This is a genomic window from Knoellia sp. B-D-2, assembly GCF_057714695.1.
This window is the reverse complement of sequence record NZ_CM173189.1, coordinates 941,532-955,127: the sequence shown is the minus strand read 5'-3', so window position 1 is coordinate 955,127 and position 13,596 is coordinate 941,532. Positions and strand designations below refer to the sequence as shown.

Here is a 13,596-nt window from a genome sequence, read left to right as displayed (position 1 = left end):
TTGACCGACACGATCGCCTCCGGCGCCCTGCCCCTCGCCGTCCTCGTGGCGGCGCTCGCGGGCCTGGTCTCCTTCGCCTCCCCGTGCGTGCTGCCCCTGGTCCCCGGGTTCCTCGGCTACGTCACCGGCCTCAGCGACACCGCGCTGGAGCGGCGCTCGCGCGGACGCATGGTGCTCGGGGCGACGCTCTTCGTCGTCGGGTTCGCCGCCGTGTTCGTCATCGGCTCGATCTTCATCGCCTCCCTCGGCCGCGCCCTCGTCGAGCACCGCGTCCTCCTCATGCGGGTCGGGGGAGTGCTCGTCATCCTCATGGGCCTGGTCTTCCTCGGCGTCGGGGCGAACGCCGGCTCCCAGCGGCAGCTCGCCCCGTCCTGGCGCCCGCGCGCCGGGCTCCTCGGCGCCCCTCTGCTCGGCGCCGTCTTCGGGCTCGGCTGGGCCCCCTGCACCGGGCCGACCCTGGCCGCGGTCCTCACGCTCTCCGCCTCCACCACGAACCCGAGCACCGGCCGCGCGGTCACCCTCGCGACGGCATACGCCCTCGGTCTGGGGATCCCGTTCATCCTCGCGGCCGCCGGGATCGAGCGCTTCGGGCGCGTCTCCGGGTGGGTGCGTCGCCACCACCGCGCCATCCAGCTCGTCGGCGGGGGGCTGCTCATCGTCGTCGGGCTGCTCCTCCTCACCGGTGTCTGGGAGGAGCTGACCCGCTGGCTCCAGGCCGAGCTGGTCTCCGGGTTCGAGGTCCCGATCTGATGAGCCTGTCGACCCAGCCCGCCGACCCGCGCACCGAGCGCGACGACGTCACCCAGCCGCAGCTCGGGCCGCTCGGCCTGCTCCGGTTCGCCTGGCGCCAGCTCACCTCGATGCGCACCGCGCTGTTCCTCCTCCTGCTCGTCGCCGTCGCGGCCCTGCCGGGGTCGATCTTCCCGCAGCGCTCGATCGACGCCGTCCGCACGGCCGACTGGATCGCCCGCCACGAGACCGCCGGCCCGATCCTCGACACCCTCGGGTTCTTCGAGGTCTACGCCTCGCCATGGTTCGCGGCCATCTACCTGCTCCTCTTCGTCTCGCTCGTCGGCTGCGTCCTGCCCCGGTCGAGGATCCACTGGAAGGCCATGCGCTCGCTGCCGCCGCGGGCACCGAAGCGGCTGGAACGACTCTCCGCCCACGAGTCGGTGACCCTCGACGGCGCCCCCGACGAGGCGCTGCGCGAGGTCCGGTCGGCGCTGCGGTCGGCGCGCTTCCGGACCCACTCGCACGACGCCACCACGGTGTCGGCGGAGAAGGGCTACCTCAAGGAGACCGGCAACCTCCTCTTCCACCTCGCCCTCATCGGCGTCATCGTCGGCATGGCCTGGGGCCACCTCCTCGGGTGGAAGGGCGACGTCATCCTCCCCGTGGGACAGACCTTCGCCAACACGGTCGCCCGCTACGACACGATCAGCCCCGGCCCGCTCGTCGACCCCGCCGACTTCACCCCGTTCACGATGACGCTCACCCGCTTCGACGCGGAGTTCGAGGACGACGTGCAGGGCAAGGGGCAGTTCGGGTCGCCGCGCGACTTCACGGCACACGTCGACTTCACGAAGGAGCCGGGCGCGGAGCCGGAGAAGAAGGTCATCCGGGTCAACGGTCCGCTCGAGACCGGAGGGGGGACGGCGTTCCTCCTCGGCAACGGCTACGCCCCGAAGATCACCGTGCGCAACGCGGCGGGCAAGGTCCTCTACTCCGAGGCGACGCCGTTCCTCGCGCAGGACAACAACTACACCTCGGTCGGCGCCGTCAAGGTCGCGGGCGCCGGCCCGGCGGGCAAGCAGCTGGGGTTCGCGGGCCTCTTCCTGCCGACCGCGGTGCTCGACGAGCAGGGGCCGCGCTCGGTCTTCCCCGACGCGCTCGAGCCGGCGCTCGCGCTCAGCGCCTTCGAGGGCACGCTCTTCCCGCAGGGGCGCCCGTCGTCGGTCTACTCGCTCGACACCGACGACATGACCCAGCTCAAGAGCGCCGACGGCTCCGACCTGCTGCGGATCTGGCTCACCCCGGGCCAGACCTTCACGCTTCCCGGTGGACAGGGCTCGATCACCTTCGACGGTCTCGAGCGGTTCGCCGGCATCTCGATCCGCAGCGACCCGGGCAAGGAGCTGACGCTCGCGTCCGCCCTCGCGGCCCTGCTCGGGCTCATCCTGTCGCTGACGATCCGGCGCCGACGGGTCTTCGTGCGGGTTGCGCCCTCCTCGGAGCAGGGACGTACCGTAGTGAGCATCGGCGGACTGGCCAAGGACGACGACGAGGGCATGGGCGAGCAGCTCGAGGACGTCCTCACCCGACTGAAGGAACGGCGCACGTGACGAACGAGACCCTGGCGAGCTACGCGAACCTCAGCCTCTACTCCGCCATGGCGGTGCTCACCCTCTCCATGCTCGGGTATGCCGGCTACCTCGCCGGGCTGCTCCCGGCCCGTGACGCTCGAGCCGAGTCCGCGGACGCCCCCGACCGTGAGCTCGTCGCCGCCGGTGGTGCCTCGGCGTCCGACGGGGGACCGGTGCGGGCCGACGCGGTGACCGCTCGCGGCGGCTCGGACGCGGAGGTGCCGCTGCGGGCCCGCAAGGCCGCCGGCGTCGCCCAGACCCTGGCCCTGCTCGGAACGGTGCTCCTCTTCGCCTCGGCCGCCCTGCGCGGCGCGTCGGTGCAGCGCTGGCCGCTGGGCAACATGTTCGAGTTCGGGGTCGCGGCAGCGCTCTTCACCATGGTCGTCTTCGTGGCCTACGGGGTGCGCCGGGACCTGCGCTGGCTCGGGCTCTTCGTCGTCGCCCCGGTCCTCATCCTGCTCGGCCTGGCCAACACCGTCTGGTACACCGAGGCCGCCGAGCTCATGCCGTCGCTCAAGAGCGTGTGGCTCGTCATCCACGTCACCGTCGCGACCATCTCCGTGGGGCTGTTCGCGGTCGGCTTCGTCATCGCCCTGCTCTACCTCGCGCAGGACCGGTTCGGGACCGAGCGTGGCGTGCTGCGGGCGCTGCCGGACGGGAGGACGCTCGAGCGGCTGACCTACGGGCTGCACATCATCGCCTTTCCGCTGTGGACGTTCACCCTCATCGCGGGGGCGATCTGGGCCCGTCAGGCGTGGGGGTCCTACTGGAACTGGGACCCCAAGGAGGTCTGGACCTTCATCATCTGGGTCGTCTACGCGGCCTACCTGCACGCCCGGGTGACCCGCGGCTGGCGGCGCCAGTCGGCGACCTGGGTCGCGGTGGCGGGCTTCGTCTGCATCATCGTCAACTACGCCGTCGTCAACGTGTACTTCGTCGGCCAGCACTCCTACTCGGGCCTCTGAGGTGAGCATGGTCCGCTACCTCATCCTGAGGACCCTCATCTTCACCGGCTGCCTCGCCGCGACCTGGCTGCTCGGTCTGCGTGACCGCGAGGAGCAGCTGCTCGCCGTGGTCATCGCGGCCGTCGCCTCGCTCGTCATCTCGGCGTTCGTGCTCAAGCCGTTTCGCCAGCAGGCCTCGGCCGACATCGCGGCACGGGTCGACCGTCGCGTCGATCGCAAGCGGGAGCAGGGCGGCGACGAGGTCGCCGAGGACGCCGAGGTGGCACGGCCCGACGCCCGCCGCGCCGCTCCCGACGACGGCAGCTCCGACTTCCGCTGACCCGCGAGCGAGCGCGGTTCAGGCCCGCGATCGAGCCCGGCTCAGGCCAGGGAGCGGGAGGCGACGATCCCGGCGAGGACGGCGACGGCATACGCCAGCTCGTACCTGCCGGTCGAGCCGAGCACGGGCACGAGCCCGCGGCCCTGGGAGCCACCCATGACGACCTTGACGGCACCGGCGACGACGACGAGGGAGAGCAGGCCGATGAGGGCCCACACGTCCCACAGCGCCATGACGCCGAGGGCGAGGACGCTGACGGCGATGAGGCCGAGCCAGAGCCGGCGCGTGCCGGCGTCGCCCAGCCGCACCGCGAGGGTGCGCTTGCCGGACTCGGCGTCGGTGGGGATGTCGCGCAGGTTGTTGACGACGAGGATGGCCGACGCGATGGCCCCGACCCCGACCGCAGCCGCGAGCCCGAACCACGACAGCTCCGCGGTCTGCGCGTACATCGTGCCGAGCGTGGCGACGAGGCCGAAGAAGACGAAGACGAAGAGCTCGCCGAGCCCTCGGTAGCCGTAGGGCTTGTCGCCGCCGGTGTAGGTCCACGCCGCCCAGATCGACGCGATGCCGATGGGCAGGAGCCACCACGCCTCCGAGAGGGCGACGAGGGCGAGGCCGGTGACCGCGGCGAAGCCGAACGACAGGAACGCCGCCGCCTTGACGTTGCGGGCGACCGCGAGCCTCTGCCCGACGAGCCGCACGGGGCCCACGCGCTCGTCGTCGGTGCCGCGGATGCCGTCGGAGTAGTCGTTGGCGTAGTTCACGCCGACCTGGAGCGAGAGCGCGACGACGGCCGCGAGGATCGCGATCCCCCAGCTCGGCTCGGAGTGCTGGGCCGCCGCGGCGGTGCCGATGACGACCGGGGCGACGGCGGCGAAGAGGGTGCGAGGGCGCGCGCCGGCGACCCACTGTTGGTACGTGGCCATGAGGGGAGGTGCCTAGAGTCCTTTGAGGAAGTCGGGGTCGTCGTCGGGCCCGCGGGGGAGCGGGCGGCGTGGCGCCGGTGTGGCCTTGGGGCGACCGGCGAAGAGCCACGCGAGCGAGCCCGCGAACGGGAAGAGCAGGATGACGAACACCCACACGAGCTTGGGCAGGCCACGGACCGCGCCGTCGTTGCTCTGGATGCAGTCGACGACGCAGTAGATCGACAGTGCGAGAGAGATGACCACGGGCAGGAAACGGAGCACGTGCTCATTCTCCCACGTCGGCGAACAGTGCTCGGATCGCGGCTCGGTCGGGCTTGCCGGGCCCTCGGGTCGGGATCGCGTCGACCTCCCGGACCGCTCGGGGCAGGGCGTGGTCGGGGAGTATGCCGCGCAGCCGCTCCCGCAGATCGGTCACCCCGGGTGCCCCGCGGGCGGGGTCGCTCACGACGACGACGGCGACGACCTCGCCCCACTCGGGGTGGGGGACCCCGACGGCCACGGCCTCGCGGATGCCGGGCAGCGCGGCCACGGCCTCCTCGACGAGCCGGGGTGCGACCTTGAGGCCGCCGGTGTTGACGAGGTCGTCGATGCGACCCTGCACATGGAGGACCCCGGCCCCGTCGACGTGCCCGACGTCGTCGGTCCGGAAGGTCCCGGGCTCCGGGAAGGCCGCGGCCGTGAGGGCGGGGTCGCCGAGGTAGCCGGCGGCGACGACGGCTCCGGTGAGGTGGATCCGGTGGTCGCCGTCGAGGCGGATCCCGACACCGTCCAGCGGCCGGCCGGAGTAGACGCAGCCACCGGCCGTCTCGGACATGCCGTACGTCGTCACCACCGCGACCCCGGCGTCTGCCGCCCGGGCGAGCAGCGCGGGGTGGGTGGCGGCGCCCCCGACGAGGACCGCGGCGAACCGGGCGAGCCGCGCGGTGGCGCTTGGGTCGTGGAGCAGGCGGGTGAGCTGGGTCGGGACGAGGGAGACGTGGGTGGGACGGTCGGTGGCCGGCAGGGCGTCGACCGCGGTGGACCAGGACTGCGGGGTGAACCCGGCGGCGGGGTCCAGGACGTGGGGGGTGGTGCCGGCGACGAGCGAGCGCAGCAGCACCTGCAGCCCGGCGACGTGGTGGCCGGGCACGGTGAGCAGCCACTGGCCGTGCCCGCCGAGGCGTGCCGCGGTCGCCTCGATGCTGGCGTGCAGGGTGGCCGTCGTGAGCATCGCCCGCTTGGCGGCCCCGGTGGACCCCGAGGTCCCCACGACCACGGCGAGGTCGTCGGGGAGATCGGGGATGGCGCCCGGGACGGACGGCGACAGGTCCGGGGGAGGTGAGCCGACGGCATACGGGGCCACGGGGTGGCCACCCTCGAGGGCCTGCGCGAGACGGGGGAGGACGGCGAGGACGGCCACGCCGGAGGGCACGGCGAGCGGCTCGATCCTCATGGCGACCACTCTAGGCAGCGCCGCACATCGTGAGGATGATGGCCGCATGGACCCCGAGTTCGCGGCATACCTCGAGCGGGTGCGAGGCCACCGGGCCGAGCTGGGCGAGTCGATGGCCGCGCTCGACGCGGCCCTGGCCCTGCCCGTCGGCCTCGGCTCGCTGTGGCGGCGCCGGGTGCGCGCCGCGCTCACCGAGCTCGCCCACGACCTGCGCGACCACCGTGCGGTCACCGAGGAGCCCGGAGGGCTCTACGCGGACGCCGTGTCCCGCGCGCCCCGGCTCGCGTCGCTCGCCAAGGTGCAGATGAACGAGCACCTCGACTTCATCGAGGTCGTCGAGCGGTTGCTGGGGGAGCGGGAGGCCGGCCTCCAGAGCCCGGATGCCGTTGCGGCACACCGCGAGGCGGCGACCGAGCTCGTGGGCCGCATCGTGCGTCACCGCCAGCGCGGGGCCGACCTCATCTACGAGGCGTACGAGGTGGACATCGGCGGGTCGGGCTGAGCACCCGGCGTGACGCGCTCCCCGGGCCTCAGAAGTACCAGGGGAAGGGCGACCAGTCGGGTTCGCGCTTCTCGAGGAACTGGTCGCGTCCCTCGACGGCCTCGTCGGTCATGTAGGCGAGCCGCGTCGCCTCGCCGGCGAAGACCTGCTGCCCCATGAGCCCGTCGTCGGTGAGGTTGAACGCGAACTTGAGCATGCGCTGTGCCTGGGGTGACTTCGACATGATCTCGCGGGCGACCTGCAGCGCGTCGGACTCGAGCTCCGCGTGGGCCGAGACGATGTTGACCGCGCCCATGCGGTGCATGTCGTCGGCGGTGTAGGTGCGGCCGAGGAAGAAGATCTCGCGGGCGAACTTCTGCCCGACCATCTTCGCGAGGTAGGCGCTGCCGTAGCCGCCGTCGAACGAGCCGACGTCGGAGTCGGTCTGCTTGAACCGGGCGTGCTCGCGCGAGGCCATCGTGAGGTCGCAGATGACGTGCAGCGAGTGGCCGCCGCCGGCCGCCCAGCCGTTCACGAGCGAGATGACGACCTTGGGCATGGTCCGGATGAGGCGCTGCACCTCGAGGATGTGGAGCCGTCCGCCCTCGGCCTTGACCCGGCGCTCGTCGACGCCCGCCGCCGTGTCGTCGTCGGTGTCCTGCGCCGCGTACTGGTAGCCGCTGCGCCCGCGGATCCGCTGGTCGCCGCCGGAGCAGAACGCCCACTTGCCCTCACTGCCGGTGCCGGACGGACCGGGGCCGTTGCCGGTGAGGAGGACGACGCCGACGTCAGGGGTGCGGCGGGCGTGGTCGAGCGCGCGGTGGAGCTCGTCGACGGTGTGCGGCCGGAAGGCGTTGAGCACCTCGGGCCGGTCGAAGGCGATGCGTACGCAGCCGAGGTCCCGGGCCCGGTGGTAGGTGATGTCGGTGAAGTCGAAGCCCTCGACCTCGTCCCACGCCCCCGGGTCGAACGTCTCGCTCACGCCTTCGATCGCCGTCACACGCGCGAGCCTATCCGGGCGTGATCAGGCCCAGTACGTCGAACCGCCCGCGCTCGGTGGTGGGCCTCGCCCCGGCGTCGCAGGAGCCGCCTGTGGAGAACTCGGCTGTCGTCTCGACGATCTCTGGGACGGTGGCTCACAGCGGCAGTCGAGCCGCAGGGACCGAAGGAGCAGGGTGAGCAACGACATCGTCAACCTCGGCCGGTCGCGCCGGGTGGAGCCCTACCAGGACTGGGGAGCCGACGACCCGTACTCCTACGGTGACGACCACCTCGGCCCGGGACACGGCCGCGGATCGCTGGGCGACCTCCTCGAGGTGGTCGTCATCGACGACCACGTGGTCGACGTGCGTCGTCGGCCCGTCGACGGCACCGGCTACGAGTGCGCGGCGGAGGAGCTGGGGCGTGGGCGACTCGTCGTCCGGGCGCCCGCGACGCCGCCGGAGCCGCCCCGGCACGAGAAGGTGCTGACCTGGCTCGGACTGCTCGTCGGCGGCGAGGGCCCGCTGCTCGCCCTCGAGCCGACGACGTTGCCCGATGAGCCAGTGCAGGCCGACGGCCTGTCCGAGCAGGCGCGAGGCACGCTCCTGCGCGTCGACGCCGAGCTGACCAGGGTGACGGACCTCCTGCTGGGGTCCGAGGTCCGCACGGCCGCGCGGCGACTCCTGGTGCGTGCCGTGACCGCCCAGCCCACGCTCCTGCGCTCCACGGCATCCGAGGAGGTCGTGGCGTGCGCAGCCCTGACCGCGGTCGCCAGGGCCAACGACCTCGTCGGACCCGGCCGCGTCGTGCCCGTGTCCCTGCTGCGGACGATGTTCAACCTCCGTTCGTCCCCCAACGACAAGGTGCAGGCGTTGGCGCGCGCGGTGGCCCCGCAGACCGCCTTCCTCGCCGGCTGGGACCGGCCGGAGTTCGATGTCACGGTGCTGGGGTCCGAGGACTACCTCGTGGGTTCGTTCCGACGGGCGGTCGTCCTGGCGCGTGACGCGGCCCTCCGGCTGCGAACGGCCACCGAGGCCGCCCCCGACCCCGCCCCCGACCCCGCGGACGCCGTCCCGGAGTAGGTTCGCGGGCATGGCCCTGCTCTGGTACACGCTCGTCGTCGACAGCCACGACCTGGCGGCCCAGGCCCGCTGGTGGGCGGAGACGCTCGACTGGAAGGTCGGGTACGAGGACGACGAGGAGGTCGTCATCGCCCCCCCCGACGCGACCGAGGACCCGGTCGCGACGCTGGCGGAGTGGCGGCGCCAGCCGCAGGAGCTCGTCTTCGTCCGGGTCGAGGAGACCAAGACCCGGAAGAACCGGCTCCACATCGACCTCGCCCCCCACACGAGCCAGGACCGCGACGCCGAGATCGCCGCCCTCCTCGAGCGCGGCGCCACCCGCGTCGACGTCGGCCAGTCCGACGACGTCACCTGGACCGTGCTCGCCGACCCGGAGGGCAACGAGTTCTGCGTCCTCTCCTCGCGCGACCGGTGACCGGCCCGTCGCTGGACGACCTGCTCGGCTCCGTGCGGGTCGTGTCGATCCCGTTGCGCGTGCGCTTCCGCGGGGTGAGCGAGCGCGAGGTGGCCCTGATCGAGGGGCCGGCGGGGTGGGGGGAGTTCGGTCCCTTCCTCGAGTACGGACCGGCCGAGTCGGCGCGCTGGCTGTCCGCCGCGGTGGAGGCGGCCTGGCGCGGGTGGCCCGTTGCCCTGCGGGACACCGTCCCCGTCAACGCGACCGTGCCCGCCGTGGCTCCCGAGGCCGTGCCCGGTGTCCTCGCGCGCTTCCCGGGCTGCACGACCGCCAAGGTCAAGGTCGCCGAGCGTGGGCAGTCGCCCGACGACGACGTGTGCCGGGTGGCCGCGGTGCGTGACGCGATGGGACCTCGCGCTCGTATCCGGGTCGACGCCAACGGCGGCTGGGACGTCGCCACGGCGACCGAGGTGCTGCGGCGGCTCGCCGCGCACGACCTCGAGTACGCCGAGCAGCCCTGCGCCACCGTCGAGGAGCTGCGGGACCTCCGGCTCGCCCTGGCCCGCCAGCGGATCGACGTGCCCGTCGCCGCCGACGAGTCGATCCGCAAGGCCGAGGACCCGATGCGCGTGCGCGACCTCGACGCCGCCGACCTCATCGTCATCAAGGCGGCGCCGCTGGGCGGGGTGCGCCGAGCGCTCGAGGTCGTCGCCGAGTGCGGGCTCCCGGCCGTCGTGTCGTCCGCCCTGGACACCAGCGTCGGCATGGCCGCGGGGGTGGCGCTCGCGGCCGCGCTGCCGCGGCTCGACCACGCGTGCGGCCTCGGGACGGTGGCGCTGCTCGACGGCGACGTCACGACCGCGTCGCTCGTCCCGGTCGACGGGCAGCTCGCGGTCCGCCGGGTCGCGGCCGACGCCGACCTCCTCGACCGTCACGCCGCACCGGCCGACCGCGTCCGCTGGTGGCGCGACCGCCTCACCGCCGCCTGGGAGCTCGCATGATCGAGATCCGCTGGGTCTGGGCCTTCCTCGACACCCCGACGTCCGACGCCGAGGAGTCGTGGCGGTTCTGGGCCACCGTGACCCGCTCCCGCCTCTCGCAGCCCCGGGGCGAGCGCGGCGAGTTCGCGACCCTCCTGGCCGAGCGCGGGGACGCCTGGGTCAAGCTGCAGCAGGTCCTCGAGGGTGGTGGCGTGCACGTCGACCTCGACGTCGACGTCCCCCTGCCGGAGGCGGCCGTCGAGGCCAACCGGCTCGGTGCCGTCGAGGTCGCCCGTCACGACGACGTCGTCGTGCTGCGCTCGCCGGGAGGCATGACCTTCTGCCTCACCTCGTGGGCGAACGCCGGGTCGGCCGCGCGGCAGGTCCGGGAAGGCCAGCCCGACCTGCTCGACCAGGTCTGCCTCGACGTCCCGTCCGCGTCCTTCGCCCGGGAGGTCGACTTCTGGGAGACCCTCACCGGGTGGCCGAGACGGCCCGGCTCGCTGCCGGAGTTCGTCTCGCTGACGCGACCGGACGGCATACCCGTGCGGTTCCTCCTGCAGCGGCTGGGGGAGCCCACCGGCACCGTCTCCGCCCACGTCGACCTCGCCACGCAGGACCGCGGTGCCACCCGCGAGGCGCACGTCGCCGCCGGCGCGGAGGTCGTCTCCGAGCACGAGTTCTGGACGGTGATGCACGACCCGGTCGGACGCACCTACTGCCTCACCGACCGCCGGCCCTGAGTTCGCGCAACTCCCGGGCCACGCACAGGCAGGCCCCTTAGCCTGAGCCCGGACGAGCGGATGGAGGGTCGATGGCGACCAAGGGCCTCAAGGGTCGACGCAGTGCGCTCGAGCGTGCGCGGTCGGCCTGGGCGGAGCGCGCGGACCGCCCGGACCGGCTCGGGACGCGCCCGCACGCGAGCGAGGTGCCGGAGACCATCGTCGACAGCTGGGACCGCAGCGCCGGCCACGTCCCCGAGGGCGTCACCGAGGCGCCGATGGCGGACCCGGACCAGACCCGGGCCGAGTTCGAGGACTCGCCGCTCCACGTCGCCGTCGGCAACATCTCGAGCGAGCTGCGCCGCGCCGCCGAGGACGGCGACCTCGTCGTCGCCATCACCGACCGTGACACCCGGATCCTCTGGACCTACGGCGGCCGGGTGATGAGGCGCAAGGCCGAGCGGGTCAACTTCGTCGCCGGGGGCCGGTGGGACGAGGAGAGCGTCGGGACCAACGCCCTCAGCCTGGCGCAGCGGACGGGCCGCACGCAGACGGTGTTCTCCGCCGAGCACTACGCCCCGATCGTCCACAACTGGGTGTGCTGGGCGGCGCCCGTGCACGACCCGGCCACCGGTGAGCAGATCGGCGTGCTCGACCTGTCGACGACGTGGGACCGCACCCACCCCATCGGCGCGGCGACCGCGACGGCGCTGGCCGCCCTCCTCGAGCGCGAGATCCCGCGCGGGGGTCTCGCCGGCGCCGCGCCCCGAGTCGGAAGCGGCCTGACCCTGCGCATCCTCGGAGCGGCCGAGGCCCACCTGGACGGCACGCGGCTGCTCCTCACCCGGCGGCAGAGCGAGATCATCGCCCTCCTGGCCCTGCACCCCGAGGGGCTGACCCTCGACGCGCTGCACGCCGCGCTCTACGGCGACGCTCGGGTGTCGGCGTCCACCCTCAAGGCCGAGGTGTCGCACCTGCGCCAGGCCCTCGGGGGGCGGCTCGCCTCACGCCCCTACCGGCTCGACCTGCGGGTGACGTGTGACGCCGTCACCGTGATGGAGGCCGTCCGTGCCCGCGACGTCGAGCGGGCGGTCGAGCACTACGGCGGCGACCTCGTGCCCGGGACCGACTCGCCCGAGCTCACCTCGACCGGTGAGTACCTCGCGGTGGCCGTGCGCGAGTCGCTGCTCGCCGACCCGCGCCCCGACGTCGTCGCCCGCTACGCCCGCGCGGTCCCGTGGGACACCGAGGTCGTCGAGCGCGCCCTCGCGGTCCTCGGCGACCGGCCGCACCCTGCTCGCGCCGAGCTCGCCGCGCACCTCGCCGCCGGCCGCTGAGCGCCGACCAACCTCTGACCAACCCACGCCGGCCTAGGGTCCGCAGCAGGTGGTGACGCACTGGCGCGTCGCCGCAAGGACAAGGAGGTCCGGTCATGGTGTTTGCACCCCCCAACGCGGACGGCTCGAAGGTGACCCTGCCGTCGCAGCTCGACAACTTCATCGGTGGCAAGTGGGTCCCCGCCCAAGACGGTGAGACGTTCGAGGACATCTCACCCGTCGACGGCAAGGCGTTCGTCCTGGTCGCCCGCAGCAAGGCAGCCGACATCGACGCCGCGGTCCAGGCCGCGACCGACGCCAAGGACGCCTGGGGCCGCACGTCGACGACGGAGCGGAGCAACATCCTGCTCAAGATCGCCGACCGGCTCGAGAGCCACCTCGAGGAGCTCGCCGTCCTCGAGGCGTGGGAGAACGGCAAGCCGGTCCGCGAGACCCTCGCCGCCGACCTCCCGCTGGCGATCGACCACTTCCGCTACTTCGCCGGATGCATCCGCGCCCAGGAGGGCGGGATCTCCGAGATCGACCACGACACGATGGCCTACCACTTCCACGAGCCGCTCGGCGTCGTCGGCCAGATCATCCCCTGGAACTTCCCCATCCTCATGGCGACGTGGAAGCTCGCCCCCGCGCTCGCCGCCGGCAACTGCGTCATCCTCAAGCCGGCCGAGCAGACCCCCGCGTCGATCCTGCGGGTCGTCGAGATCATCGCCGACCTGCTCCCCGACGGTGTCCTCAACGTGGTCAACGGCTTCGGTGTCGAGGCCGGGAAGCCGCTCGCCTCGCACCCGGGCATCAACAAGGTGGCCTTCACTGGTGAGACGACGACCGGCCGGCTGATCATGCAGTACGCCTCGCAGAACATCATTCCGGTGACCCTCGAGCTCGGCGGCAAGAGCCCGAACGTCTTCTTCGAGGACGTCATGGCAGCCGACGACGCGTTCCTCGACAAGGCGCTCGAGGGCTTCACGATGTTCGCGCTCAACCAGGGCGAGGTGTGCACCTGCCCGTCGCGGGCCCTCGTCCAGGAGTCCATCTACGACGAGTTCATGGACAAGGCCATCGCCCGCGTCAACGCGATCACCGTGGGCAACCCGCTCGACCCCAACGTCATGGTCGGCGCGCAGGCGAGCAACGACCAGTACGAGAAGATCCTCAGCTACCTCGACATCGGCAAGAAGGAGGGCGCCAAGGTCCTCACCGGTGGCAACCGGCGCACGGTCGAGGGTCTCGAGGGCGGTTTCTACATCGAGCCGACCGTGTTCGAGGGCGACAACTCGATGCGCGTCTTCCAGGAGGAGATCTTCGGACCGGTCCTGTCGGTGACGAAGTTCAGCGACCGCGACGACGCCCTCCGGATCGCTAACGACACCCTCTACGGGCTGGGAGCCGGCGTCTGGTCGCGAGACACGAACACGGCATACCGCATGGGTCGTGGAATCGAGGCGGGACGCGTCTGGGTGAACTGCTACCACCAGTACCCCGCGCACGCCGCGTTCGGTGGCTACAAGCAGTCAGGCATCGGCCGTGAGAACCACAAGATGATGCTCGACCACTACCAGCAGACCAAGAACCTCCTGGTCAGCTACAGCCCCGACAAGCTCGGCTTCTTCTGAG

At 72.6% G+C, this 13,596-nt stretch carries 15 protein-coding genes; 11 read left to right on the top strand and 4 right to left on the bottom strand.

The features are described from left to right. Genes AC3EU2_RS04565 through AC3EU2_RS04550 form a run of 4 tightly spaced genes read left to right on the top strand, consistent with a single transcriptional unit; the run spans window position 1 to window position 3,647 of the window. On the top strand, window positions 1-750 hold the full coding sequence (locus AC3EU2_RS04565) for a cytochrome c biogenesis CcdA family protein (RefSeq protein WP_488178541.1): 750 nt from the start codon (window positions 1-3) through the stop codon (window positions 748-750). Continuing rightward, the gene (gene resB / locus AC3EU2_RS04560; protein WP_488178540.1) at window positions 750-2,342 is read left to right on the top strand and encodes a cytochrome c biogenesis protein ResB; all 1,593 of its coding nucleotides are present in this window, start codon (window positions 750-752) and stop codon (window positions 2,340-2,342) included. Before AC3EU2_RS04565 ends, resB begins: the two co-directional genes overlap by 1 nt. Next, on the top strand, window positions 2,339-3,328 hold the full coding sequence (ccsB, locus tag AC3EU2_RS04555; protein ID WP_488178539.1) for a c-type cytochrome biogenesis protein CcsB: 990 nt from the start codon (window positions 2,339-2,341) through the stop codon (window positions 3,326-3,328). Before resB ends, ccsB begins: the two co-directional genes overlap by 4 nt. Window positions 3,329-3,335: 7 nt before the next feature. After that, complete coding sequence (locus AC3EU2_RS04550) at window positions 3,336-3,647, top strand: DUF4229 domain-containing protein (protein WP_488178538.1); 312 nt, start codon at window positions 3,336-3,338, stop codon at window positions 3,645-3,647. 41 nt (window positions 3,648-3,688) lie between these two features. Here the strand turns inward: AC3EU2_RS04550 and AC3EU2_RS04545 are convergent, their stop codons facing one another. The 3 genes from AC3EU2_RS04545 to menE are packed head-to-tail and all read right to left on the bottom strand — an operon-like array spanning window position 3,689 to window position 6,005. Then, window positions 3,689-4,573, bottom strand: a complete 885-nt coding sequence (locus AC3EU2_RS04545; RefSeq protein WP_488178537.1) for a 1,4-dihydroxy-2-naphthoate polyprenyltransferase — start codon at window positions 4,571-4,573, stop codon at window positions 3,689-3,691. Between the two features lie 12 nt (window positions 4,574-4,585). Then, window positions 4,586-4,834 (bottom strand): PLDc N-terminal domain-containing protein, encoded by a 249-nt coding sequence (locus AC3EU2_RS04540; RefSeq protein WP_488178536.1) that lies wholly within the window; start codon window positions 4,832-4,834, stop codon window positions 4,586-4,588. A gap of 4 nt (window positions 4,835-4,838) precedes the next feature. Further along, window positions 4,839-6,005: an o-succinylbenzoate--CoA ligase gene (gene menE / locus AC3EU2_RS04535; protein ID WP_488178534.1), complete on the bottom strand. Its 1,167-nt coding sequence runs from the start codon at window positions 6,003-6,005 to the stop codon at window positions 4,839-4,841. A 46-nt stretch (window positions 6,006-6,051) separates the two neighbouring features. Here menE and AC3EU2_RS04530 point away from each other — a divergent pair, with 46 nt between their 5' ends. Next, complete coding sequence (locus AC3EU2_RS04530) at window positions 6,052-6,507, top strand: hypothetical protein (protein WP_488178533.1); 456 nt, start codon at window positions 6,052-6,054, stop codon at window positions 6,505-6,507. A 28-nt stretch (window positions 6,508-6,535) separates the two neighbouring features. On the opposite strand, the gene AC3EU2_RS04525 is transcribed toward AC3EU2_RS04530, so the two are convergent. Continuing rightward, window positions 6,536-7,486 (bottom strand): 1,4-dihydroxy-2-naphthoyl-CoA synthase, encoded by a 951-nt coding sequence (locus AC3EU2_RS04525; RefSeq protein WP_488178532.1) that lies wholly within the window; start codon window positions 7,484-7,486, stop codon window positions 6,536-6,538. A gap of 175 nt (window positions 7,487-7,661) precedes the next feature. Between AC3EU2_RS04525 and AC3EU2_RS04520 the strand changes: the two genes are divergently transcribed. The 6 genes from AC3EU2_RS04520 to exaC all read left to right on the top strand — a co-directional run bounded on the left by AC3EU2_RS04520 (window position 7,662) and on the right by exaC (window position 13,595). Beyond that, window positions 7,662-8,549 (top strand): hypothetical protein, encoded by an 888-nt coding sequence (locus AC3EU2_RS04520; protein WP_488178531.1) that lies wholly within the window; start codon window positions 7,662-7,664, stop codon window positions 8,547-8,549. Window positions 8,550-8,559: 10 nt separating this feature from the next. After that, window positions 8,560-8,964 carry a VOC family protein gene (locus AC3EU2_RS04515; RefSeq protein ID WP_488178530.1) on the top strand — a complete coding sequence of 135 codons (405 nt, stop codon included), beginning with the start codon at window positions 8,560-8,562 and terminating at the stop codon, window positions 8,962-8,964. Further along, window positions 8,961-9,944: an o-succinylbenzoate synthase gene (locus AC3EU2_RS04510; RefSeq protein WP_488178529.1), complete on the top strand. Its 984-nt coding sequence runs from the start codon at window positions 8,961-8,963 to the stop codon at window positions 9,942-9,944. Before AC3EU2_RS04515 ends, AC3EU2_RS04510 begins: the two co-directional genes overlap by 4 nt. Continuing rightward, entirely contained in the window at window positions 9,941-10,666 is a 726-nt protein-coding gene (locus AC3EU2_RS04505; RefSeq protein WP_488178528.1) for a VOC family protein, read from the top strand. The genes AC3EU2_RS04510 and AC3EU2_RS04505 overlap by 4 nt, the downstream gene beginning before the upstream one ends. 71 nt (window positions 10,667-10,737) lie before the next feature. Next, entirely contained in the window at window positions 10,738-11,982 is a 1,245-nt protein-coding gene (locus AC3EU2_RS04500) for a sigma-54-dependent transcriptional regulator family protein (RefSeq protein WP_488178527.1), read from the top strand. A 95-nt stretch (window positions 11,983-12,077) separates the two neighbouring features. Further along, entirely contained in the window at window positions 12,078-13,595 is a 1,518-nt protein-coding gene (exaC, locus tag AC3EU2_RS04495; protein WP_488178526.1) for an acetaldehyde dehydrogenase ExaC, read from the top strand. Window position 13,596 lies beyond the last annotated feature (1 nt).